Origin of the sequence: Pseudomonas sp. Irchel s3b5 (genome assembly GCF_900187435.1) — a bacterium.
Classification (GTDB): domain Bacteria; phylum Pseudomonadota; class Gammaproteobacteria; order Pseudomonadales; family Pseudomonadaceae; genus Aquipseudomonas.
This window is the reverse complement of record NZ_FYDY01000019.1, coordinates 75,314-99,275: the sequence shown is the minus strand read 5'-3', so window position 1 is coordinate 99,275 and position 23,962 is coordinate 75,314. Positions and strand designations below refer to the sequence as shown.

General features: G+C 59.3%; 21 protein-coding genes. 10 read left to right on the top strand and 11 right to left on the bottom strand.

Features of this window, described 5'->3' with window-relative positions; translation table 11 throughout:
* Positions 1–98: 98 nt before the first annotated feature.
* The 3 genes from uvrD (at position 99) to CKW15_RS19180 (ending at position 3,999) form a co-directional block, all read left to right on the top strand.
* Positions 99–2,282 carry a DNA helicase II gene (uvrD, locus tag CKW15_RS19190; RefSeq protein ID WP_095152599.1) on the top strand — a complete coding sequence of 728 codons (2,184 nt, stop codon included), beginning with the start codon at positions 99–101 and terminating at the stop codon, positions 2,280–2,282.
* 289 nt (positions 2,283–2,571) lie between these two features.
* Positions 2,572–3,453, top strand: a complete 882-nt coding sequence (locus tag CKW15_RS19185; protein WP_095152598.1) for a Tim44 domain-containing protein — start codon at positions 2,572–2,574, stop codon at positions 3,451–3,453.
* Between the two features lie 138 nt (positions 3,454–3,591).
* The gene (locus CKW15_RS19180) at positions 3,592–3,999 is read left to right on the top strand and encodes an SMI1/KNR4 family protein (protein WP_095152597.1); all 408 of its coding nucleotides are present in this window, start codon (positions 3,592–3,594) and stop codon (positions 3,997–3,999) included.
* Positions 4,000–4,017: 18 nt separating this feature from the next.
* On the opposite strand, the gene CKW15_RS19175 is transcribed toward CKW15_RS19180, so the two are convergent.
* A complete protein-coding gene (locus CKW15_RS19175) occupies positions 4,018–5,781 on the bottom strand; it encodes a cation:proton antiporter (protein ID WP_095152596.1) in 1,764 nt (587 codons plus the stop codon).
* Positions 5,782–6,067: 286 nt separating this feature from the next.
* Here CKW15_RS19175 and CKW15_RS19170 point away from each other — a divergent pair, with 286 nt between their 5' ends.
* The gene (locus tag CKW15_RS19170; protein ID WP_095057899.1) at positions 6,068–6,550 is read left to right on the top strand and encodes an acyl-CoA thioesterase; all 483 of its coding nucleotides are present in this window, start codon (positions 6,068–6,070) and stop codon (positions 6,548–6,550) included.
* 70 nt (positions 6,551–6,620) lie between these two features.
* On the opposite strand, the gene pdxY is transcribed toward CKW15_RS19170, so the two are convergent.
* Entirely contained in the window at positions 6,621–7,493 is an 873-nt protein-coding gene (gene pdxY / locus CKW15_RS19165; protein ID WP_095057900.1) for a pyridoxal kinase PdxY, read from the bottom strand.
* 119 nt (positions 7,494–7,612) lie between these two features.
* Here pdxY and CKW15_RS19160 point away from each other — a divergent pair, with 119 nt between their 5' ends.
* On the top strand, positions 7,613–8,026 hold the full coding sequence (locus tag CKW15_RS19160) for a DUF3301 domain-containing protein (RefSeq protein ID WP_095057901.1): 414 nt from the start codon (positions 7,613–7,615) through the stop codon (positions 8,024–8,026).
* Positions 8,027–8,030: 4 nt separating this feature from the next.
* On the opposite strand, the gene CKW15_RS19155 is transcribed toward CKW15_RS19160, so the two are convergent.
* The gene (locus tag CKW15_RS19155; RefSeq protein ID WP_095152595.1) at positions 8,031–9,002 is read right to left on the bottom strand and encodes a CobW-like GTP-binding protein; all 972 of its coding nucleotides are present in this window, start codon (positions 9,000–9,002) and stop codon (positions 8,031–8,033) included.
* Between the two features lie 27 nt (positions 9,003–9,029).
* Here CKW15_RS19155 and CKW15_RS19150 point away from each other — a divergent pair, with 27 nt between their 5' ends.
* Positions 9,030–9,398, top strand: coding sequence for an NADH:ubiquinone oxidoreductase (locus CKW15_RS19150; RefSeq protein ID WP_095152594.1), 369 nt, complete (start codon positions 9,030–9,032; stop codon positions 9,396–9,398).
* Here the strand turns inward: CKW15_RS19150 and zigA are convergent, their stop codons facing one another.
* A complete protein-coding gene (gene zigA, locus CKW15_RS19145; RefSeq protein WP_095057904.1) occupies positions 9,399–10,604 on the bottom strand; it encodes a zinc metallochaperone GTPase ZigA in 1,206 nt (401 codons plus the stop codon).
* Between the two features lie 94 nt (positions 10,605–10,698).
* Here zigA and folE2 point away from each other — a divergent pair, with 94 nt between their 5' ends.
* Positions 10,699–11,595, top strand: coding sequence for a GTP cyclohydrolase FolE2 (gene folE2 / locus CKW15_RS19140; protein WP_095152593.1), 897 nt, complete (start codon positions 10,699–10,701; stop codon positions 11,593–11,595).
* 2 nt (positions 11,596–11,597) lie between these two features.
* Here folE2 and CKW15_RS19135 read toward each other — a convergent pair whose 3' ends face one another.
* Positions 11,598–12,119 (bottom strand): DUF3617 domain-containing protein, encoded by a 522-nt coding sequence (locus CKW15_RS19135; RefSeq protein ID WP_095057906.1) that lies wholly within the window; start codon positions 12,117–12,119, stop codon positions 11,598–11,600.
* 133 nt (positions 12,120–12,252) lie between these two features.
* On the opposite strand from CKW15_RS19135, the gene cls reads away from it, so the two are divergent.
* Complete coding sequence (gene cls, locus CKW15_RS19130) at positions 12,253–13,692, top strand: cardiolipin synthase (RefSeq protein ID WP_095152592.1); 1,440 nt, start codon at positions 12,253–12,255, stop codon at positions 13,690–13,692.
* Here the strand turns inward: cls and cfaB are convergent.
* The 5 genes from cfaB to hflK (CKW15_RS19105) all read right to left on the bottom strand — a co-directional run bounded on the left by cfaB (position 13,689) and on the right by hflK (CKW15_RS19105) (position 21,056).
* Positions 13,689–14,873, bottom strand: a complete 1,185-nt coding sequence (gene cfaB / locus CKW15_RS19125) for a C17 cyclopropane fatty acid synthase CfaB (protein ID WP_095057908.1) — start codon at positions 14,871–14,873, stop codon at positions 13,689–13,691. The two genes, cls and cfaB, sit on opposite strands and share 4 nt — an antisense overlap.
* Positions 14,874–15,098: 225 nt before the next feature.
* Positions 15,099–17,009 (bottom strand): cation-translocating P-type ATPase, encoded by a 1,911-nt coding sequence (locus CKW15_RS19120; protein WP_095057909.1) that lies wholly within the window; start codon positions 17,007–17,009, stop codon positions 15,099–15,101.
* A complete protein-coding gene (hflK, locus tag CKW15_RS19115) occupies positions 17,006–18,064 on the bottom strand; it encodes a protease modulator HflK (RefSeq protein ID WP_095152591.1) in 1,059 nt (352 codons plus the stop codon). The genes CKW15_RS19120 and hflK (CKW15_RS19115) overlap by 4 nt, the downstream gene beginning before the upstream one ends.
* Positions 18,061–19,101, bottom strand: a complete 1,041-nt coding sequence (gene hflC / locus CKW15_RS19110) for a protease modulator HflC (RefSeq protein WP_095057911.1) — start codon at positions 19,099–19,101, stop codon at positions 18,061–18,063. The genes hflK (CKW15_RS19115) and hflC overlap by 4 nt, the downstream gene beginning before the upstream one ends.
* Positions 19,098–21,056, bottom strand: a complete 1,959-nt coding sequence (gene hflK, locus CKW15_RS19105) for a protease modulator HflK (RefSeq protein ID WP_095152590.1) — start codon at positions 21,054–21,056, stop codon at positions 19,098–19,100. Before hflK (CKW15_RS19105) ends, hflC begins: the two co-directional genes overlap by 4 nt.
* A gap of 201 nt (positions 21,057–21,257) precedes the next feature.
* Here hflK (CKW15_RS19105) and lpdA point away from each other — a divergent pair, with 201 nt between their 5' ends.
* Complete coding sequence (gene lpdA / locus CKW15_RS19100; protein WP_095152589.1) at positions 21,258–22,658, top strand: dihydrolipoyl dehydrogenase; 1,401 nt, start codon at positions 21,258–21,260, stop codon at positions 22,656–22,658.
* 57 nt (positions 22,659–22,715) lie between these two features.
* On the opposite strand, the gene CKW15_RS19095 is transcribed toward lpdA, so the two are convergent.
* Positions 22,716–23,189, bottom strand: coding sequence for an Lrp/AsnC family transcriptional regulator (locus tag CKW15_RS19095; RefSeq protein WP_095057914.1), 474 nt, complete (start codon positions 23,187–23,189; stop codon positions 22,716–22,718).
* Between the two features lie 145 nt (positions 23,190–23,334).
* On the opposite strand from CKW15_RS19095, the gene CKW15_RS19090 reads away from it, so the two are divergent.
* Complete coding sequence (locus tag CKW15_RS19090; RefSeq protein WP_095152604.1) at positions 23,335–23,961, top strand: LysE family translocator; 627 nt, start codon at positions 23,335–23,337, stop codon at positions 23,959–23,961.
* Position 23,962: the final 1 nt, after the last annotated feature.

Below are 23,962 nucleotides of genomic sequence, written 5' to 3'. Positions count from 1 at the left end.
CTTGCGGCCAATGACTGACCGGTCGTCCCGAACGATCTTTCATCGGCAAAAGCGAAGCGAAGTTTGCCCGGTGTGTCGCCGCCCCCTAGAATGCCCCGATGCGCGATGATCTCTCCCTTCTGCTGAACTCCCTCAACGATGCCCAACGCCAGGCCGTAGCTGCCTCCGTGGGTCGTCAGTTGGTCCTGGCCGGTGCTGGTTCCGGTAAAACCCGAGTGCTGGTGCACCGTATCGCCTGGTTGATCCAGGTCGAAAACGCCTCGCCCCACTCCATCCTGTCGGTGACCTTCACCAACAAGGCCGCTGCCGAGATGCGTCATCGCATCGAGCAGTTGATGGGTATCAACCCGGCCGGCATGTGGGTCGGCACCTTCCACGGCCTGGCGCACCGCTTGCTGCGGGCGCACTGGCAGGAAGCCGGCCTGAGCCAGACCTTCCAGATTCTTGACAGCGACGACCAGCAACGCCTGGTCAAGCGGGTGATCCGCGAACTGGGTCTGGACGAGCAACGCTGGCCGACCCGACAGGCCCAATGGTTCATCAACGGGCAGAAAGACGAAGGTCTGCGCCCGCAACACATTCAAGCCAGCGGCGATCTGTTCCTGGCCACCATGCGCAGCATCTATGAAGCCTACGAGGCTGCGTGCCTGCGTGCGGGCGTCATCGATTTCTCCGAATTGCTGTTGCGCGCCCTCGACCTGTGGCGCGATCACCCAGGCCTGCTGGCGCACTATCAGAAACGCTTCCGGCACATTCTGGTCGACGAGTTCCAGGACACCAACGCCGTGCAGTACGCCTGGTTGCGCCTGCTGGCCAAAGGTGGCGACAGCCTCATGGTGGTCGGCGACGACGATCAGTCGATCTACGGCTGGCGTGGCGCGAAAATCGAGAACATCTACCAGTATTCCGACGACTTCCCGGATGCCGAGACCATTCGTCTGGAGCAGAACTACCGCTCTACGGCCGGCATTCTCAAAGCCGCCAACGCCCTGATCGCCAACAACACTGGCCGCATGGGCAAAGAACTGTGGACCGATGGCGGCGACGGCGAAGCGATCAACCTGTACGCCGCGTTCAATGAACACGACGAAGCTCGTTACGTTGTCGAAACCATCGAAAGTGCGCTGAAAACCGGACTTTCCCGTAGCGATATCGCGATTTTGTACCGCTCCAACGCCCAATCGCGCGTTTTGGAAGAAGCCTTGCTGCGCGAGCGCATTCCGTACCGCATTTATGGCGGTCAGCGCTTCTTCGAACGGGCGGAAATCAAAAACGCCATGGCCTATATGCGCCTGCTCGAAGGCCGCGGCAACGATGCCGCGCTTGAGCGAGTGATCAACGTGCCAGCCCGTGGCATTGGCGAAAAAACCGTCGAGGCTATTCGCGATCATGCCCGTCATAGCGATGTGTCGATGTGGGAAGCGATGCGCTTGCTGGTGGCCAATAAGGGCCTGACCGGTCGTGCAGCGGGTGCCCTGGGCGCCTTTATCGAGCTGATCGAAAACCTCGCCGCCAAGTGCATGGACATGCCGCTGCACCTGATGACCCAGACGGTCATCGAGCAGTCGGGCCTGATTGCCTACCACGAAGCGGAAAAAGGCGAGAAAGGCCAGGCCCGGGTAGAAAACCTTGAGGAACTGGTCAGCGCCGCGCGCAACTTTGAGAACAGCGAAGAGGACGAAGACCTGACGCCACTGGCGGCGTTCCTCGGTCATGCGTCGCTGGAGGCCGGTGATACCCAGGCCGACGAGCATGAAGACAGCATTCAGTTGATGACCCTGCACAGCGCCAAAGGCCTGGAATTCCCCTACGTGTTCCTCGTCGGCATGGAAGAAGGCCTGTTCCCGCACAAGATGAGCCTGGAAGAACCCGGCCGTCTTGAAGAGGAACGTCGCTTGGCCTACGTCGGCATTACCCGGGCCATGCAGAACCTGGTGATGACTTATGCTGAAACCAGACGCCTGTACGGCAGTGAAACCTACAACAAGGTCTCACGCTTCGTACGCGAAGTGCCGAAAGGTCTGATTCAGGAAGTTCGGCTTTCCAATAGCGTCAGTCGTCCGTTCAGTGGCAACCAGTCGATGAGTGGCGGCAACCTGTTCGGCGGCAGCGCCATTCCGGATACAGGTTTCAGCCTGGGCCAGACTGTACGGCATTCGGTGTTTGGCGATGGCGTGATCCTGAACTTCGAAGGTGCCGGCGCTCAGGCGCGGGTACAGGTGAACTTCAGCGAAGGAAGCAAGTGGTTGATGCTGGGTTACGCCAAGCTGGAAGCCATATAACAAGACTTTCTGTAGAAGCGAGCTTGCTCGCGAAGGTCGTCAACGATGGCGCGTTTTTCTAAATGAACGCGCTGCCCTTGGTTTTTTCGCGAGCAAGATCGCTCCTACAGGGATCATTTCCTTCCGAACTAAATCACAAGTCCTACAGCCCAAAGTACACGGGCCCACTTGCGCCGACAGAGCTGAACTCAACCTGTCAGGCAAAAGCCGGAAACACTCTGCCGCTAGCCAGTAACACTTCACCTGTGCAACATGGCGCGCGTGCCTTCCACAAATGGGAATTCCCTTTATGAAACGTTTTCTTAGCATCGCCATGGCGTTGTGCATCGGCCTGACGATGAGTCTCGACGTCAATGCCGCCAAGCGCTTCGGTGGTGGCAAAAGCGCAGGCGCTGCGCCGACTCACCAAACCAGCCAGATGGCTCCTTCTTCTCCAGGCATGGGCGGCGCTGCGGCGACCGCTGGTGCTGCCGGTGCCGCTGGCGCCGCTGCCAAGGCCAGTGGCGCTTCGCGCTGGCTCGGCCCTCTGGCCGGTATCGCCGCCGGTGGCCTGCTGGCGTCCATGTTCATGGGCGACGGCTTCCAGGGCATGCAGATCTTCGACATCCTGATCATGGCGGTCATCGCTTTCCTGGTCTTCCGTTTCATCGCCGCTCGTCGCCGCAAGCAGCAGCCACAAATGGCTCCGGCAGGCTACGCGCCGCCGATGCAGCGTGAAGCTTTCGAACAGAAGCCGGCTGGCGGTTCGATCTTTGGCGGCGCGGCAGCACCGGTCGCCGCTCGTCCGGTAATCAACGCTCCGGCCTGGTTCAACGAACACAACTTCATCGAAGCCGCGCGCAATCACTTCCAGTCCCTGCAACAGCACTGGGACGCGAACGAAATGGACAAGATTGCCGAGTTCGTGACCCCGCAAATGCTCGAGTTCCTCAAGCGTGAGCGTGCCGACCTGGGTGACGGTTTCCAGTCCACCTACATTGATAACCTCAATGTGCAACTGGACGGTGTGGATGATCGCGCCGACAAGACCATCGCTACCCTGACCTTCAACGGTGTATCGAAAACTTCACGTTTCGACCAGGGTGAAGCCTTCAGCGAAAGCTGGAACATGGAACGTGCACAGGGCGAGAACCAGCCTTGGCTGGTGGCCGGTATCCGCCAGAACGGCTGATCCCCCTCCGCGCTTCACTTGCTGCAATAAAAACCCCAGCCTCGGCTGGGGTTTTCTATTTCGCGGTTGCATCTATAGCAAGCTACTGTATAAACCGCCCCATATAAACCGCGCCATTCAAGCAAGAGGATCCCGGACGTGGAAGAAATCATCGAACAACTGCGTGAAGCCAACGAACCGGTACCGGTCCCCTTGGAGCTGCCTGACGAAGACATGCTGGTGGAAATCGAGGAACAACTGTTCATCGACATTCCGTTCGTCTTCAGAGAGTTTCTGCTGACCGTCAGCGACGTGGTCTACGGCAGCCTGGAGCCGGTGACCGTCACCGACCCGCAATCTCACACCTATCTGCCGGATGTTGCCGCCAATGCCTGGGACGCCGGCGTTGATCGCAGCCTGATTCCGATCTGCCAGGACGGTGACGACTTCTACTGCGTCGAAGAAGACGGCACTGTTGTGCTTTGGCAGGCCGAAGAAGAGCTGATTGCCGAAGAAACCTGGGAGTCGGTGTGGCACTGGGCGCGGGACGTCTGGCTGGAAAGCTGATTCAGCCGATGCCGGTGGTCAATGCCCGGACGACTCCTTGTGGTTGTCGAGTGTTTCCAGCAACGCCACCTGCATCCGCGTGTGCACGCGAATGAACCAACGCCACAGCAGCGCCGCCACGGCGGCCGCGACGATGGCGATCAGCAGCAGCAACTTGTTGGTCGGCAGAATACTGGCCGACAAGGCTGCCAACAGCAGGAAGATCACCAGCAGCGACAGGATCGGGATCACTTCGGCGATCACCCTTCGCACTCGCTGCGTGTGGCGCCCGGCCATCTCCGGCTTCACGCCCATTTCCGCCAGCAGCATCGACAGCGCCTTGAGCTTGCGATACGCCGCGATCAGGAATGGCAACGACAACAACAGTGCACCGCCCCAGATCAGTGCTTTTTGCCAGCTCGGGTCGCTGATCCAGGCTTGCACGTAAGCAGCCATGCGCTCGGCGAAGAATGCACCTGAGAAGAAGATCGCAATCACCAACGCCAGATTGACCCCCACCTGCAGCAAAATCCGTCGAATCATCGACACCAGCAAGGCGCCCTCTCCCTGCGGCTGAATGCTGCGCAGCCACTCGCCGTACATTCCCAGGACCCGTCCCAGGCGTTCGGGCATGACGTGCGCAAGCTTGATCGACAATGGATCGGCCGCGCGAATCAGATATGGCGTCAGCAAGGTGGTGATTACCGAGACCGCCACCGCCACGGGATACAGAAAGTTGCTGGTGACCTGCAAGGTCATGCCCAACGCCGCGATGATGAAAGAAAACTCGCCAATCTGTGAAAGCCCCATCCCGACGCGCAGCGAGGTCCGTCCGTCGTTACCGGCGATAAAGGCACCGAGGCCGCAGGACAACATCTTGCCGAGCACCACGGCTACCGTAATCACCGCAATCGGCCAGGCGTATTGCAGTAGGATCTTCGGATCGAGCATCAGCCCGATCGCCACAAAGAAAATGGCACTGAACAGGTCGCGAACCGGTTCGATCAATCGCTCGATCTTCAGTAATTGTCGCGACTCGGCCATGATCGCACCAATCAGGAATGCCCCCAGCACCATGCTGTATTCGAGCTTGACCACCAGCAGGCAGAAGCCGAAACACAGACCCAGCACCGTGATCAGGAGCATTTCGTTGCTGTCGAATTTGGCCACGTAGGCCAGCAACCGCGGCACCATCAAAATGCCGAGGACCAACGCAACGATCATGAACAGCGAGAGCTTGCCGACGGTGGAAAACACCTCGCCGGAGCTGACCGTACCGCTGACCGCGATACTCGACAGCAAAGCGATAATGCCGATGCCCAGGATGTCTTCGACGATCAGCACACCAAAAATCAGCTGCGCAAAACGCTCGTTCTTCAGCTTCAGGTCATTGAGCGCCTTGACGATGATGGTGGTCGACGAAATCGCCAGGATCGCGCCCAGGAACAGCGAATCCATGGTGTTCCAGTCGAACCAGCGACCGATCTCGTAGCCGATCCAGATCATCAGCACGATTTCCAGGAACGCGGCGATGAAGGCCGTGGCACCGACCTTGAACAGCTTGCGCAGGCTGAATTCCAGGCCCAGGCAGAACATCAGGAAAATCACCCCGAGCTCGGCCAGGGTCTTGATGGTCTCTTCGTCGTGGATCAGCCCGAAAGGAGGGGTGTGCGGACCGATGATGAAGCCGGCGACGATGTAGCCCAGTACCACCGGTTGCTTGAGGCGATGAAACACCACGGTCACCACACCTGCGATCAACATGATCACTGCCAGATCCTGGATAAAACTGATGGCATGCATGGCGTGGCGCTCCCTGGATGTCATTGACCGTAAGCCGACCGTAAGAACGGTCTGACTGAGGCGAGTAAAAATCTGCGTACCGCGTAGGAATTGCCCTCGAAACCGGGCTTTTGGCAGGGTAACACCGCGACTTGAAGCAGAAAGGCGGTGCAATATATGGAAACAGATCGATTCGGCGTGACGGCGGACAGGCGCACGGCGTCCCGATAACTGTTGGTTTGAAAAAACCGCTGAGGCACCCGCAGAGGTGCCCCCCTCAAACGTTGCCTTGCCCCGTGAGAATGCTATGGAACCCGGAAACGCCCAGCTGTCGATGACGGTATTGATGACCCCCGACATGGCCAATTTCTCTGGCAATGTTCACGGTGGCACCCTGCTCAAATACCTCGACGAAGTGGCCTACGCCTGCGCCAGCCGTTATGCCGGACGCTATGTGGTGACCCTGTCGGTGGACCAGGTGATTTTTCGCGAGCCGATCCATGTCGGCGAATTGGTGACCTTCCTGGCCTCGGTGAACTACACCGGTAATACCTCCATGGAAGTGGGCATCAAGGTGGTGACGGAGAACATCCGCGAGCGTTCGGTGCGTCACACCAACAGCTGCTTCTTCACCATGGTCGCGGTGGATGACCAGCGCAAACCGGCCCAGGTACCGCCGCTGCAACCGGACAACAGCGAGAGCAAGCGCCGCTATATCCAGGCTCAGCAACGCCGCCAGATTCGTCAGGAACTGGAAAAGCGTTATCAAGAGATCAAGGGCGACGCTTAAAGCAAAAAAAGATCGCAGCCTGCCGCAGCTTGGAGCTGCCGCAGGCTGCGATCTTTTTGCCTAAATCTGATTACAAACTGATCGACGTCGCTTCGAAGCGCACTCGCGGATGGGCAATCCGGTCCTGAGCGCGCACCAGTTCAAGCTCGTAACTGGCGCAAGCCTGGGTTTCCAGCAGTACTTCGTGCACCGCCGAGGCGGCAAACTCGAAGGCCGCCACCAGGCTGTCGCCCAACAGCACGCGGGCCAGGAACAACCCGGAAGTCAGGTCGCCAACGCCCACTGGCTGACGCGGAAACGCCAACAGCGGACGCTGTAGATGCCAGCTGCCTTCAGCCGTCACCAGCAGCATTTCAAAGACATCCGAGGATTTGCCGGGATAATCCAGATGTTTCACCAACACGGCCTTCGGACCACGCGCCAACAGCGCTCGGGCCATCGCCAGGCAATCGAACAGCGACTGCGGCTTGCGCCCCGAGAAACTATCCAGTTCCAGTTGATTCGGGCACATGAAGTCCGCCACGGCAGCGGCTTCTTCCAGCAGGAAGTCACTGACTTCGGCCGGCACACTGCAGCCCTTCTCCGGATGGCCCATGACCGGATCACACAAGTACAGCGCCTTGGGATTCATCGCCTTGATCCGCGCCACACCCGTCAGAATCGCCCGGCCCTGGGCCGCACTGCCAAGATAACCGGAGAGTACGGCATCGCAGTTGCCCAGCTCGCCAATCGCGGCAATGCCTTCGACCAGGTCAGGAATCTGATGGGGTGCCAACACGTCCCCGGTCCACTGGCCGTACTGGGTGTGGTTGGAGAACTGCACGGTGTTGAGCGGCCACACATTCACACCGACCCGCTGCATCGGGAATACCGCGGCGCTGTTGCCGGCGTGACCGAACACGACATGGGACTGGATAGCGAGCAAATGAGGCGTACGTTTCATGCGGTGAGTTTCCGTAAAACGATTGAAATTCTAGCCGCGCAGTATGCGACTAAACGCAGTCTGTACGACAGACCGGCGACGCAGTTAAGCTGACACTCTATTGTTGGAGCAACCTGTCGATGCTGACCCTTGGAAATATTTTCGTGCTGATGCTGTTCGCCACCGCGGGCGCATGGCTGTGGCACAACCACGGCTTGCGCGAGCGGGCGCTGGAGCGGGTCAAGCAGCATTGCAGCAAACTCGGCGTCGAGTTGCTGGATGGCAACGTGGCTCTGAAAAAAATCGCGTTCATCAAAGACGCCAACGGTCGTCGACGTCTGGGGCGTGTGTATAACTTCGAATTCACCGTGACCGGCGAAACCCGCCACAACGGCACCATCACCCAGTTTGGCGCGCACAGCGCGCACATCGAATTGGCGCCCTATCCTATGCCGCATGCAGAGACAGAAGCTGTCGTTGATGTGGTGAAGCCTCGAGCCGAAGTGATTGAGTTGAGCCAGTGGCGCCAGGAACACACCAAGTGGCGGCCTTGAGCCGTTAACCCGGCGTCGTACGGCACCCCTTCAACTGGCATTGCAGGACGTCGACATCCTGCGGCTCACTGAAAATCAGCTCCAGGCGCGAATCCTGCCGCCACTCGATGGGCTGCCAATCCAGCGCCGAGTTATCCACTGCATTGGCTGAAACCCATCCCGCGTCACTGTGGATAACCAGCTTCGCACGACGCCAGACCTGCCCTGACAGCCACCGCTCGATCAGCGTCGCATCGAATATCTGGCTCGGGTGCCAACGCCAACCGATGCTCCAGCCGCTGTCCTGCTGCTGACTCAAGCAAATGGGCAACGCGGGATCAGGCCAAACCGCAGGCATCTGCGCCAACCCCTTGGGCGCAACGAAGTTATCCACACCTGCCACGGCCTGAGCGGCCAAACCCGGCAACTCAACCAAGGGTAAAACGGCATTTTGCGTCCAATACATCGGACGCGCAGGCAGTCGAGCGGTAATCTGCGTGCGGTGTTCTTCGTCGAGATGCTCAGACTTGTTCAGCAACAACAATCCGGCGCCGTTCAGCGCCTCCTGTTGTGTCACAGGCAGTGGCTTGCCATCCGCGAGCGCCTGGGCATCCAGCACCAACACGCTGGGCTGAACGGCCAACACCCCTTGCCACGGCGCCGCGCTCAGTTGTCTGAGCAATTGCGCCGGATGCCCCAGCCCGGAGGGCTCGATGAACAGGCGATCCGGTTGCGCCTTGCGCAAAAGGCGCCCAAGGCCGATCTGAAACGGCGCGCCGTTGACACAACACACGCAACCGCCGGCCACTTCGCCCAGTGCGATACCATCGCTCTGCGAGGTCAGCAGCGCTGCGTCGAGGCCGATCTGGCCGAACTCGTTGATCAACACCGCCCACCGCTCATCGACCGGCCGTTGAGCCAGCAGGTGCTTGATCAGGCTGGTCTTGCCGGCGCCCAACGGGCCAGCAATGACGTGCGTGGGAATGTTCTGCAACATGGTCGAGGTTTTCTAAGGAGGTAATGGATGCGGTGGATTTTTTCGTTGCTGTGGGCGCTTGCCTGCGGTGAAGCACTGGCCCAGGCCTGCGTGGTTCACAGTCAGGCTGAACGCCTTGATGTGAAAGTCTGCCAGCAGAATCGCAATATCCCGGAAAAACTGTTCGCCGATGGTTTCTGCCAACCAACCCTGCCCGGGCAGAAGGTCTCAGTGGAATATGTCGATCAATGCCCGGCTGGCGCCTTCGGTGCTTGCAGCAACGCTCAAGTCGCCAATATGCCTTACCGGCAGGATATTCACTATTACGGCGTTGCCAGCGACGCGGCGTATTTGAAGCCTTATTGCGAGGCTCAGAGCCAGGGCACCTGGCTCACGCCTCAACGCGCAGACCGATAATCAGGCGGCCTCTTCATACCAAGGGCCAAACGGGTCCGCAAACACACTCCAGCCCTCGACGCCCAGCGCCATTTCATCCTCCGTCAGCAGGCAACTATCAAGCTCGGCATTCAGTTTTACGAAGTCGATGTTTTGACCGATGAAGACCAGTTCCTGCCGGCAATCTCCGGCAGCAGCGCTCCAGTTCTCCATGATTGCGGCCGTACTTTCCACGTCCTGCGGCCATTGGTTCTTCGGTACGAAACGCCACCAGCGCCCGGCGAAACCGTAACGCATCATTCCTCCGGCCTGGGACCAGCTACCCGCGTCCATGTGTTTGCTCGCCAACCAGAAAAACCCTTTGGAGCGCAGCAACTTGCCGTTGATCCACTCCCCGTCGATGAAGCTGAAAAAACGCTGGGGATGGAACGGTCGACGCGCACGGTAAACGCTGGAGGCAATGCCGTACTCTTCGGTTTCCGGTACATGTTCGCCACGCATTTCCTGCAACCAGCCTGGCGCCTGGGCCGCTTTTTCGAAGTCGAAGCGGCCGGTGTTGAGGATTTTCTCCAAGGGAATCTCACCCATCACCATCGGAATGATGGCCGCCTGACCATTGAGTCGCTCGAGTATGGCGATCAACTCCTCGCGCTCGCAGCGACTGATCAGATCGATCTTGCTCACGAGAATCACATCGGCGAATTCAATTTGTTCGATCAGCAGGTCGGTAATTGAGCGCTCGTCCGCTTCTCCAAGTGTTTCGCCACGGGAGGCCAGGCTTTCTGCTGCCTGGTAGTCGCGCAAAAAATTCATGCCGTCGACGACCGTGACCATCGTATCGAGCCGGGCGATATCGGCGAGGCTCTGCCCGGTTTCATCGCGAAAGGTGAAGGTTTCCGCCACCGGCAGCGGTTCGGAAATGCCTGTGGATTCGATCAACAGGTAATCAAAGCGACCGTCCCTGGCGAGCTTGCTGACTTCCTCCAGCAGGTCTTCGCGCAACGTGCAGCAGATGCAGCCATTGCTCATCTCGACGAGTTTTTCTTCGGCACGATTGAGGCTGACATCGCGTTGGACTTCACTGCCATCGATGTTGATCTCGCTCATGTCATTAACGATCACAGCGACGCGAAGGTTTTCACGATTACGTAGTACGTAATTAAGAAGTGTACTTTTTCCAGCACCTAAAAAGCCGGAGAGGACGGTCACAGGAAGGCGATTTGGCATCAGGATGTTCCTCGCGAAAGCTCGCACAAGAAAAGGTATCGTCGATTGTATTGTTATACTATAACACTTAACAACTTCTACGATGGACCTGCTCATGAATGCGCTGACTTTGCCGGATATCGCCGCGCAAGCCTCACTCCAAGCCTTTCCACTGGAATGGGTGGGGATGTGCGGTATCGCTCTTCCTGTTCTATTCGATGGCCAACGGCTGAGTGCAAAAGCCGACGCAGGCGTGAGCCTGGATGATGGAAATGCGCGGGGCATACACATGTCACGACTGTACCTGGCGCTTGAACTGCTCGAACGAGAAACCCTTTCGCCTGATTTATTACGTCGGGTGCTGCGCAGTTTTCTGGACAGCCATACGGGAATGTCCGCGAGTGCTTACTTGAAAATACATGGGGAATTGTTGCTGAAACGGCCAGCGCTGATCAGTCCTTTGGAAGGCTGGAAAAGCTATCCAATCAGCATCGAAGCGCGTTTGAAAAACGACATGTTCCACGTGGAACTAAAAACAGAGCTTCTTTATTCCTCAACCTGCCCTTGTTCAGCGGCCCTTTCACGCCAGTTGATTCAGCAGCAATTCGTCCAGGACTTCGCCAACCGCTCGCTGCAACACGCTGATGTTTTGCAGTGGTTGGGCTCGACCAAGGGCATCATTGCGACGCCCCACAGCCAACGTAGCTCGGCGCAATTGCACTTGAGACTGGACGAACATCTAGAGGATTTACCGTTTATTGCGGTCATCAATGACGCAGAAGCGGCGCTAGGCACAGCCGTGCAAACCGCGGTGAAACGCGCCGATGAACAAGCCTTTGCCTTGGCCAATGGGCAGAACCTGATGTTCTGCGAAGACGCTGCACGGCGCTTGAACCTGACGCTGAAACGTTCCCCAGGCATCAAGGCTTGTCATGTTCGTGTCATCCACGCGGAAAGCCTTCATGCTCACGACGCCGTTGCCGAGAGTCTTTTTAACTGGGGAACGTTCTAGCTTTAAGCGCGCGGTTTAACCGTGCCGCAATCTTGACCCAACCATACGGCGCGAGATTCGAGGCTGCCCTTCTGTTGAAGACCGGTGGCATTGAACGTGCCATTGACCTTGGTGGTGAACTCGCGATCACTCAGGAACGTGGCGACACCGGCCCCTTGGGCTTTCGGGCAGCTGAAGCGGAACTTCCACTGGTTACCCGTGCGATCGGTGATTTCCTGTTTGCAACCCGATTGCGGATCCGTCAGCGGAATGTCGTCGGACTTGACCTGCTCGGGGGTCAGACAAGCCCGAATCCCTTTGCCGCCCATGGTGATGCCCTGCTTCTCCAACTGCGCACGTTGCTCAGGTGTGAGTTGGTTCTGAATCTGGCCGAGGATCAATTGCAAATCAGGCATGTTCTGGTCATCGACCTTCATGTTGCTCGTGGTCAATTCCCATAAACCCGGTTGCAGCATTTGCGCCTGAGCTGCCACAGGAAGTGCCAAACCAAGCGCCACGGCCAAACCCAGCAGACGAACGTTCATCGAGTAACTCCTGATCAATAGTGGCCGTTAGACGTCAGCCGCTCGCTTCGGTTCATGGGCCAATTAATTAGCGACATTTTGCACAGAACATGGTCTGTTAGGCACTGAATCTTCAGGAGTAAGGCTGCCCCACATGGATTACTTCGGACCGCATATTTTCGGCTATACCATCGCCCTGCTGCATACGCTGGGCATGATCGCCGCGATACACGCCGTGTTGACCGTTCGAACCGCGCAAGGCTCGATTGCGTGGGCGCTGTCACTTTTTTTCATGCCCTACCTGATGCTCATTCCGTATCTGATATTCGGTCGCAGTTCTTTCGACGCTTATATCAAGGCAAGGCGCCAAGCCAACGAGGAAATGCGCAAGGCCATCTCTGAGCTCAACTGGCGCCCCTGGGTAGAGGAGGCGCTCACCGCCCGTGCGTCCACCGCATACGACTCATTAAGAGCGATGCCGAAGCTGGGCCATATGCCGTGCCTGGCCAACAACGAGGTGCGCCTGCTGATCAACGGGCAGGCGACCTTCGACGCCATTTTCGAAGCCATCGATCAAGCGAAACAGGCCGTACTGGTACAGTTCTTCATCATCCACGATGATCGCCTCGGCCAACGCCTGCAAAAGTTGCTGCTCAAGAAAGCTTCCGAAGGCGTGGCGATTTATCTGTTGTACGACCGAATCGGTAGCCACTCTCTGCCTCACAGTTATGTAGAGGCGTTGCGCGATGGCGGTGTCCAGGTCAAAGCCTTCGCTACCCGCAGCGGCTGGCTCAATCGCTTTCAAGTGAACTTCCGCAACCATCGCAAGATCGTCGTTGTGGACGGCTTCCTCGGATTCGTCGGCGGGCACAACGTTGGCGATGAATACATGGGAGAAAAGCCACCCCTGGCGCCCTGGCGCGATACCCACGTGCGGGTCCGTGGACCCGTGGTGGCCTGCATGCAGGAATCCTTTGCCGAAGATTGGTTCTGGGCCGCACGTGCGTTACCGCCGCTGATTCTGCCGCAGGTTTATCCAGAAGACGGCGTGCTGTGCCAATTGCTCGCCAGCGGCCCGGCGGACGCCTACGAGACCTGTTCCTTATTCTTCGTCGACGCCATCCACGCGGCGACGGAACGAGTGTGGATCACCACCCCCTACTTCATCCCCGATGAAGCCGTGTTCGCGGCACTGCGATTGGCAGTGCTGCGCGGTGTGGATGTGCGGATTCTGCTGCCTTCCCGAGCCGACCATCACGTGGTCTACGCCGCTTCCAGTCTCTATGCCTTTGAAGCGGTGAGTGCGGGCGTGCGGGTATTCCGCTACGAGCCCGGGTTCCTGCATCAGAAAGTGGTATTGATCGACAGCGAAATCAGCGCCATTGGCAGTGCCAACATGGATAACCGTTCGTTCCGGCTGAACTTCGAAGTGATGCTGCTGACGGTTGACCGCGCGTTTGCCGCCGAGGTGGACCGGATGCTCACCGATGACTTCGCCCAGGCCCACGAAATCGCCAAAGAAGAAAGCCGGGAGACCCACCGCCTGCAACACCTCGGCATGCGGGTCGCCCGGCTTATTTCACCGGTCCTCTAAATGTAAATGTCGTCCCGTGTCCATGGCAGTTCATGACTGCCATCGGCATGGGCTTTCACCGCGAGAATCTGGTGCAGGTTGATCCAGCCTCGAGCGAACGCGTAAGCACAGCCCGCCAGGTACAAACGCCAGATCCGCAAGGCCTGACCCGGCACCAGTTTGGACGCTGCATCGAGGTTGTCCTCCAGGCGCTCGCTCCAATGGTCCAGCGTGCGCGCATAGTGCAGGCGCAGGCTCTCGACATCGACGATTTCCAGCCCGGCGTCGCTGATCTCGGCAGAGATCATCGACAGGTGCGGCAGCTCACCGTTGGGGAACACATACTTCTCGATGAATTCACCGGCACCGCGTCCCACCGGACGGCCGTCGATATGTTTGGCGGTGATGCCGTGGTTCATCACCAAACCGCCCTCTTTCACCGCGCCGAACAGGGTCTTGCAGTACTCCGCCAGGTTCGCATGCCCGACATGTTCGAACATGCCGACGCTGACCACTTTGTCGAAACGACCGTCCTGCGGTAGATCGCGATAGTCGAGCAATTGCAGCTCGACCAGGTCCTCCAGCCCTTCCGCTTTAACGCGCTCACGAGCCAGGGCCAGTTGCTCTTTGCTGAGGGTAATGCCGAACACTTTCGCGCCGAACTCTCGGGCCGCAAAGCGCGCCAACCCGCCCCAACCACAACCGACATCCAGCAAATACTCGCCAGGCTGCAAACGCAGTTTTCGACACAGATGACGGAATTTGGCTTGCTGGGCCTGCTCAAGGGTTTCGCTGCCGGTCTCGAAGTAGGCGCAGGAATAGGCCATGTCGCTGTCGAGCCACAGCTGATAAAAGGCATTGCCCAAGTCGTAATGGTAGGAAATCGCCTTGGCGTCCGTGTCTTTGTCGTGGAGGGTACGCACGGGCTGGTTGTCGTCATTTTCGTCGAGCAACGCCTGGCTCCACTCATCACAGACGCGGATCACGTCGCTGATGGAACCTTCGAGTTCCAGTTTTCCTTCGACAAACGCCGCGCCTAGCGAGTCCAGGCTGGGATGGGTGAACTGGGTGACCATTTGTGGATCCTTGACCACAATCGTGACGCTGGGCGTCGGCCCCAGATTGAATTCATGGCCGTCCCAGAGTCGCAAGCGAAGCGGTAATTGCAGATTCTGTAAGGCCGGTGGTAGATGCGCGAGCATGGGAATACCCCTTGTTTCAGACGTCTGATCAGAGGGTAGACCATGTTGGAAAAATCGCGGGCTATCGAATTAATAGCCGTTTCCCATGGATTCACGACGCCCATTCAGCCGCCGTGAACACGCAAAATGGTGCGCCCTTATTACAAATGACTACGAACCGGCGCCACAGTTCTAAAAAGCGTATAAGCCTTTAACGTGGGGGTTAGCGCCGGTCCCGGATGCCATTCAGGCTTCGTCCTTGAGTTTGAGCAACGGCTCCTGAAACCTTAGCAAACGCCCGGCATTACCCAGCACCAGTAACGTGCTGAGGTTATGCAGCAATGCCGCCACCATCGCCCCGGCGGCGCCGAGCCAGCCGAAGGCAGCAAAGGCCACGATCGCCAGGGTCCAGCCCAGACCAATGATGACGTTGACCTGCAACGTCCGACGGCACTGACGACTCAGACGCACGCAGGTGCCGAGCCGACGCAAGTCGCTGCCGATCAACACGATGTCTGCCGAGGCCAAGGCGATATCCGCACCACCAGCGCCCATGGCCACACCGACCACGCCGGCCTTGAGCGCGAGGGAATCGTTGATGCCATCACCGACCACCATCGGCCGGAAACCGCTGTCGATTTCCTTGAGCACGCGGTTCAGTTTGTCTTCAGGCAAGGCCTGCGCTTCGACGTCACTGATTCCGACATCACGGGCGAGCGTTTGCGCAACGCTTTGACGGTCACCCGTCAGCAACAGCTGCCGACCCAACCCAAGGTCACGCAGTTCACTCAGCGCAAACTGGGCTTCGGGCTTGACGCTGTCGGCCAGCAACAGCCAGGCGAGAAACTCACCGTTGAGCGCCAGCCCGGCAATCGGGCCATCGTGGTCGGGAACGGTAGACGTGGTGATGCCCAGCTGACTGAACAATTCCGGACGGCCGAGTGCGGCTTCGCCTTGCCCGGTCATCGCCACAACGCCCAGGCCTTGGCGCTCATGAATGTCCGAAAGCAGCAGGAAATGTTCCTGGGAAACCAACCCTGCCAGGGCACGACTCACCGGGTGGCTGCTGGCTGAGCCGAGGCTCGCGGCGAGCTTCAACAGATGGCCGTGATCCTGCAGCGGGCTGTCGATGGATTGCAGTCGCAACGTGCCAAAGGTCAGGGTCCCGGTCTTGTCGACGACCAAGGACGTAAGGTCGGCCAACTCTTCCAGAAACGCCGAGCTGCGAATCAGAATCCCGTGCCGCGCCGCCACTGCCACCCCGGCAATCGCCGTGGCGGGTGCCGACAACACCAACGCACAAGGACACGCCGCCACCAACACCGCGAGCATAGCCTGGGCATTGTTGGTGACGAACCAGGTCACTGCCGCCAGCAACAAAACCAACACCATGTAACTGCCGGCGTAACGTTCGAGCAAACGCGTAATCGGCGGCTTGGAACGCTCGGCGTTTTGCATCAAGGCGATGACTTTCCCGAGGGTCGACTCGTTGCCGGTGCGGGTCACTTCGATGCGCAGCAAACCATCCAGGTTGATAGCACCGCCGAACACCGACATGCCGACACCCGCCTCCATCGGCACCGACTCGCCGGTGATGGACGCAGTGTCCAGACTCGCCTGGCCAGACAACACCCGACCATCGGCCGGCACCCGATCACCGGCACGGACTTCGACCAGATCCCCAGGCAGAAGTGTGCCGTTGTCGACTTCGATGATGGTGCCGTCCGCTTGCACCTTGCGCGCGTGGCTACGGGTCAGTTTGCCGAGGGCGTGAATTGCTTCCTGGGAACCGATCACACTGCGCTCTTCCAGCACATGGCCGAAGATCATGATGATCGGCAACAATGCCGCAGTCAGCAGATCGCCGGTGGCCCATGCCCCAAGCATCGCCAGGGCGATCAATTGATCGGTGATGCCGTGCAGGCTCGGATACCGCAAGCTGTACCAGGCTGAGCGCATGACCGGCACGGCGACCAACAACGAAGCGAACCCGAGCAACAACTGACTGACGCCGGCCTGCTCCGGCGACAACCAGCGCCAGATCAAACCCAGCGCCAAAAAGCCCAAGGCGAGCATTGCCAGGGTCAACTGGCGCGCAGCACTGCGTTGTTCTGCCGAAGACAACATGCTCGGGGCGGCAGCGGTTTGAGCGGTCATTGTGCAGCTCCCTGAATGATCAGGCGGGAATCGTCTTTAGGATCGACCGTCGTCACCGAACCGGCCTGGCGGAGAATGTTCGGCATTCGTTCACGGTAAATGCGCAGGAGCATTTGCGGGTCGGTGCCCTGTTGTTGCGCCTTGGCCAGACTCAACACCGTGGCTGTGTCAGCAGACGCTTTTGCCAACCGTTCGCTGGCCTGCGCATGGGCAACTTGCAGCGTGCGGTCGGCTTGTTCGTTGGCGGACTGAGTGAGTTTCTCGGCTTCGGTTCGCGCATTGGCCACGGCTTTGTCCGCTTGCTGGCTGGCCGTCAGAACCGAGTTGAACGCATTGACCGCAGGGCCCGGTAGACTCGATTGCACATCGACCCGTGCAACTTCGATGCCTAACCCCTGCCCGGTCGCGGTGAGCTCCGCCAAGCGCCGATTGATCCCTTGCACCAGATCACCCCGCAAGCGTTCACGCCGCTCTGCCGCTTGGCTGTCGGCACCGATCAGCTCCGGACGGGCGACCAGAATGGTGTCCAGATCGCGTGCAGCGGTGAGCGCTACGGCGCTTCGGGTGACAAGACGATCCAGCGCCGGCAACACATGTTCACCCTGAAGCACAAAGGCATAGGGCTCAGTGACTTTGTAGAACACCCGCACTTCAAGTTGAACCACGCCCGCATCACCCGTCAGCAGGTAACCGGAGCCCGCCAACGCATCGCTGATGGGCGTGGCGAAACTGGCGACGCGATCCGCCTGTACAGCGGCCCCACTGCGCAGCAGGTTTTCCACCCGACGCTCGACTACGCGATCCGCCGCCGGCAACAAAATCACCTGTTCGAACGGTCGTGGCCAAGCCAACAACAACCCCGCATTCTGGATTCGATCCAGCGCGCCGAAGTGCAAAACGACCGCTCGATTCTGCGGATCGATCTGTCGCACATTGGAGACTGCCCACGCAAACGCCGCCAGAACGGTCACCGCGTACAGGGCGAGAAATGCCAAGCGCCCGGCCTGAATCCACGGACTGCTCAACTCATTTGTTCCACGTGGAACCAAACTCATGGCTGCGATCCGGACTTGTGTTCAAGGTTCGGAGGACCGTCAACCAACACTCGGAACGGTGCGGCGTCGGTACGCAAAATCAACTTGGTCCCCGGCGTCACCACTGTGCCCAAGGTGTCGAGCGAGCGCAGCAAGTTGTAAAGCTGTGGCGAACCCGCGTAGGCACGACCGTAAATTTGCGCCGCTTCAACCCGGGACTGAGCTTCGATATCTGCCGCTTTGACCGTGGCATCGGCCTGCACAATTCGCGCATCGCGCTCGGCGGCGGAACGGATTTGCGCCGCTTCACGTTTGCCAATCGCCGTCCGCTCCGTCGCGATGGTTTCACGCTCGGCACGCATTCGGTCGACCGTCGCGGTGAGTGTCACCGACGGCAAGGTCAGGCGCTCGATACCGACTTGCAGCACACGTACCCCATAAGTGGTGAGCAACTGCTGATCGATCTGCTGACGCAATTGCGCCTCGAAATCGGCGATGTGCACTTGATTGGCGTCGGTGTTCACCAGATTCGCCAGATCAAAACTGCTCGCGGTCGTTTCCAGCGCCGACCCCACAAAAGTACGAATCTGCCGCGCTGCTTCATCCGGCTGGTTCTGCACCGCGCGCATGAATCGCTGCACGTTTTCAGGATCACCCTGCACCTGCCAGGCCACGTAGGCCTGAACGATGATGCGCAAACCGTCCCGCGTGCCGACATCCTGCAAACCGCTGGAGGTGGTGCGCAGCCGCAAGTCCACCGGGATCGCGGCTTCGAACGGTGCCGGCCAACGCCAGCCAAGTCCCGGTTCCAGCAGGACCCGCGACGGATTGCCGAAACGCGTGATCACCGTGGCCTCACCCGAACGCACTTGCACCAGGCTCGCGGCGGCCACCGCGAATGCCACCAGCAAAGCCGCCCAGCCCATGCGTCGCCATGGGAACGGCCCCGCTTCCTGGGGATCACCGTGATGATGGTGATGATGACCGTGGTGGTGCCCGCCATGGCCGTGGTTGTGGCCGGCGTGGTCATCGTGATCGTGAGTGTGGGACTGGCTCAATTGGCAGCTCCTGGCTGAGCGGTTTTGCGCGACGGCGCAGGGTCAACCGGCGGCGTAAACGTACGGAGGTCGATGGTCGGCGCATTGCTGCTGCCACCCAGTCGATGGTCAAGAATCAGCAACCTGGCGTTGGCCAGGCCTTGGGACAATTGGCTCAAATATTGTTCGAGCACAAAGGCCTGGCCGGCGCTCGCATAGGCCTTCTGTTCGGCGTTGAACTTCAAGTCTGCCGCCTGAGCGCTGGCGTTGATTTCACGCGCCACGGCCGTCGCCTGGTCGCGAGCGATGCTGGCCTGCAATTGCGCCTGATGGGTGGCTTCGGCCGCTGCACCGCGTTCGCGGGCGATCAACGCCTGCGCGCCAATCTGCGCCGCTTGCACGCCGTGATACGCATTGGCGGCGCCGGCGGGTGGATGAATGGCTTCGACCACCGTGGCCAGAATCTCTACGCCGCTGTCGAGTGTTTGTAGATCGGCCTGCACGGCTCGACCGATCTCTTCGGCCAGCCCTACCCTGTCTTCGCCGAGCAATCCGTCGAGGGTGCGCGAAGCAAAATCGTGAACCAGAATCCGGCTCGCAGTGCTGCGAATCAGCATCGGCACGTCAGCGCTGTTGTACGTTGCCGCCAACGCGGCTTGATCACTCAGGCCAATGCGGTAGATGAAACGCACGTCCATGTTGACGACCTGAAAGCTCTGTTTGTCGCCACGGCTGCTGGCAATCACCTGAGACTTGTCGTTCACATGGCTGGCATCCCACAAGCGATTGGCGATGGCAGGTGCCGGGCCTTCGGCGGGCTCGGCCTGAAGGGGTGCAGAGGTTTCGCCGACGCTGGTCGCCAACTCGTGAACCACACCGTTCTCAACGCTCAATACCCGTCCCAATGGCCAGGGTAATCCCGCGTGCAAGCCAGGACCGAACACTTCAACCGGTTTACCGAATCGCTCGTAAATGCCGCGTGCTTGCAGCGGAATTTCGTGAATGCCGGTCAGGGCCCAACCGATGATCGCCACCACCGCCAGCACCGGCACGAATGCCCGACGCATGTAAGTGAACGCCCAAATCTGGCGCAAATCGATGCCGAAACGGTTGTGCAATTCATGCTGCAACGCCAGCAAGGGTTGTGGCGGCCAGCGCAGCATGTCGGCGACAAAACTGCGGGCCAGCAGCTCGGGTTCGAGACGCTCACTGCGCGGGCTGAACAATGACAGGACCGCGCGCAACAGCAACTCAGCGGCCACCAGCCCCGGCAAAAGGCCGATCAATACCGCCAGGCGAACGGGCCAGACCGAGGACTCGTTGGCGAACAACAAACAGACGGCGCCGAGCACCAGGCTGATAATCGCGACGCGGGTCAGTTGCGCCAGCGAATTGGCTTCTGGCCATTGCGCGGTATTTTCCTGCGCGAGGTGACGCTCCAGCACCAGCAGCCCGAAAGCCAGCAGTAACGAAATCGCCGCGCCAACGGTCGCCGACATGCCCAATGCCGCGGGCGGCAATGTGAGGTTCCAAACCTGTTCGACGCCGGACAGCGCCAGCAGCGCCCACCCGCCTAGCCACAACGTGGGGGTGCCGATTTGCGTGACCCCGTGCTGCCAGCGGCGACTGATTCGATCGAGCAAGCGCTCATACCAATCCGACGGTGCCTCAGGTTCATCGATGACAACCACCGGCACCACCGGATTCATCGCCCGCTCACGCCACTGCGCCACCCACCAGGCCGATTGCAGGCCCGCAATCAACACCAGAAAAGCCGCGCTCTGATTGACCAGCAAAGCAGGCCAAAGCGATTGCGGCGCAAACAGCCCGACAACTAACGCCAGCAACACACCTGTCGCTGCAAGCACGCCTGCGCCAATCGCAAACTGGCGCAAGCGTCGTCCTTGAAAAAGGGCCTGTTGAAAGCGCGGCAACCCTGTAACCGGCGCCTCATCCACATCGAGATCGACTTGCATATCACCCCAGCGTTGGTTTTGCTCACATGGCAATTCGTTACGATATAACGAAAGCGGTGAAATTTTCGTATTTAATCGCGCTATCCAGAATTGCTCAATCCGAAGCCTTGACCGAAAAGGTACAGAACACACATATTACGCTCGTAATTTTACCTGCGAACTACTTTTACCCATTCCGTCTTTTCATTCAGGAGAACATCCATGAGCACCTATGACGTCGTGATTCTCGGCGGTGGTCCCGGCGGGTACAACGCGGCAATCCGTGCCGGGCAACTGGGTTTGAAAGCGGCCTGCGTGGAAGGACGCGCCACCCTCGGTGGCACGTGTCTGAACGTCGGATGCATGCCATCCAAAGCCTTGCTGCATGCCTCCGAACTCTACGACGCGGCCATGGGTACGGAATTCGCCAACCTGGGCATCGAGGTCAAACCCACCCTTAACCTCGCCCAAATGATGAAGCAGAAAGATGAAAGCGTGACCGGGCTGACCAAGGGTATCGAGTTTCTGTTTCGCAAAAACAAGGTCGACTGGATCAAGGGCTGGGGCCACATCGACGGACCGGGCAAAGTCACGGTGACAGACAGTGCGGGAGGCAAGACCGAGCTGAGCGCCAAGGACATCATCATCGCCACCGGCTCCGAGCCCACTCCCCTGCCCGGCGTAGACATCGACAACAAACGCATCCTCGACTCAACCGGCGCGCTGTCTCTGAGCGAAGTGCCAAAACATCTGGTGGTGATCGGCGCCGGGGTGATCGGCCTGGAGCTGGGCTCAGTGTGGCGACGCCTTGGCGCAGAGGTGACGGTGGTCGAATTCCTCGACCGAATCTGCCCCGGTGTTGACGGCGAAGCGGGCAAAACACTGCAACGGTCACTGAGCAAGCAAGGCATCAAATTCAAGTTGAGTTCGAAAGTGACCAGCGCCAAGGCATCCACCTCCGGTGTCCAGCTCAGCGTCGAGCCCGCTGCTGGCGGTACTGCCGAGCTGCTGGAGGCAGATTACGTGCTGGTGGCCATCGGTCGCCGTCCTTATACACAGGGCCTTGGCCTGGAAAACGTCGGCCTCGCCACGGACAAACGCGGCATGCTCGCCAACAAGGGCCACCGCACCGAGGCGGCGGGCGTGTGGGTGATTGGCGACGTGACGTCCGGGCCGATGCTCGCGCACAAGGCTGAAGACGAAGCCATGGCCTGCGTCGAGCAGATCGTCGGCAAGGCTGGCGAGGTCAACTACGACCTGATTCCCAACGTGATCTACACCAAACCCGAACTGGCCAGCGTCGGCAAGACCGAAGAGCAGCTCAAGGCGGAAGGTCGCGCCTACAAGGTTGGCAAGTTTCCCTTCACCGCCAACAGCCGGGCGAAGATCAACCACGAGACTGAAGGCTTCGCCAAAGTGTTGGCCGACGAGCGCACCGACGAAATTCTCGGCGTGCACCTGGTGGGCCCGAGCGTCAGCGAAATGATTGGCGAGTATTGCGTCGCCATGGAGTTCAGCGCCTCGGCCGAGGACATTGCCCTGACTTGTCATCCTCACCCGACTCGCTCGGAGGCGTTGCGCCAGGCGGCGATGAATGTCGAAGGGATGGCGACGCAGATGTAGAAGATCAAAAGATCGCAGCCTTCGGCAGCGCCTATGAAGGCTGCGATTTTTTTGCTTTCAGGTTGGCAAATGCTCCAACGGCAACGCCCCCGGCGATTTCACCGTGTGAATCGCAAAGTTGCTGCGGATGTCGCTCACACCCGGCAACTTCAGCAAACTTCCGGTGAGAAAACGGTCGTACGCGCGCAGGTCTGGCACCACCACTTGCAGTAGAAAGTCCGACTCCCCCGACACCAGAAACGCCGAGATCACTTCCGGCAACGCCGTCACCGCCAGGCGAAATGCTTCGGCCTGTTCGTCGTTATGGCGTTCAACCTTGACCCCGACAAACACCGTCAGCCCAAGGCCCACTTCGTCGCGATCGAGATTGGCCTGGTAACCGCGAATCACCCCGGCCTCCTCGAGCATTCGCACCCGACGCAAGCAAGGTGACGCGGACAGCCCGATCTCGTCCGCCAATTGCACATTGCTCAGGCGCCCGTCCCGTTGCAGTGCGGCGAGAATTTTGCGGTCGTAGGCGTCCAGTTTCATGGTTTGGCAGATCCTGATGGTTACAGCTGAATTATCCAGCAGATTATGCCAATCAAGAACCTAATAGAAGCGAACTACGCAAGCACCTGCCCCGCCTCTGCGCCCTAGACTGGCCCTACCGAATCGATAACGAATGGGGAACGACATGGCAGGACTTGGACTGTTTTTCATGGCGCTGGCAGTGGTCTATCTGTTGCCGGGACCTGACATGATCCTGCTGTTGCAAACCGGAGCCCGCCAGGGCAAGGGCGCAGCACTGGCCACGGCTGTCGGCCTGGCCATCGCCCGGGGTTGTCACGTGGCATTGGCGGCTTTGGGGCTGGCGGCATTGTTCAAAGCGGCGCCGTGGACCTTCGATGGGGTGCGTCTGGCGGGTGCCGCGTACCTGCTGTGGCTCGGCATTCAGTGTTTGAGAACCACGATGTTGCCGAGCCTGACCGATCAGCTCATGCGCGAAAAAACACGCTGGAGCACAGCGATTCGTCGCGGTTTGCTGACCAATCTGCTCAACCCCAAGGCTTTGCTGTTTTGCTCCGTGTTGCTGCCGCAGTTTATTTATCCACAGGCCGGGCCGGTGCTTGAACAATTCGCGACCCTAGGAGTGGTGCTGGTCGGCGTCGGCTTGCTGTTCGACAGTGCTTACGCACTCATCGGTGCTGCACTGGGCCGCTGGCTGCAACGCAGTCCTTCAGCCCAACGCTTGCAGCAATGGTTGTTCGGCAGCCTGTTGATCGGTTTCGCCGTACGGCTGACCTTTGTTCAACAGGCGTAAG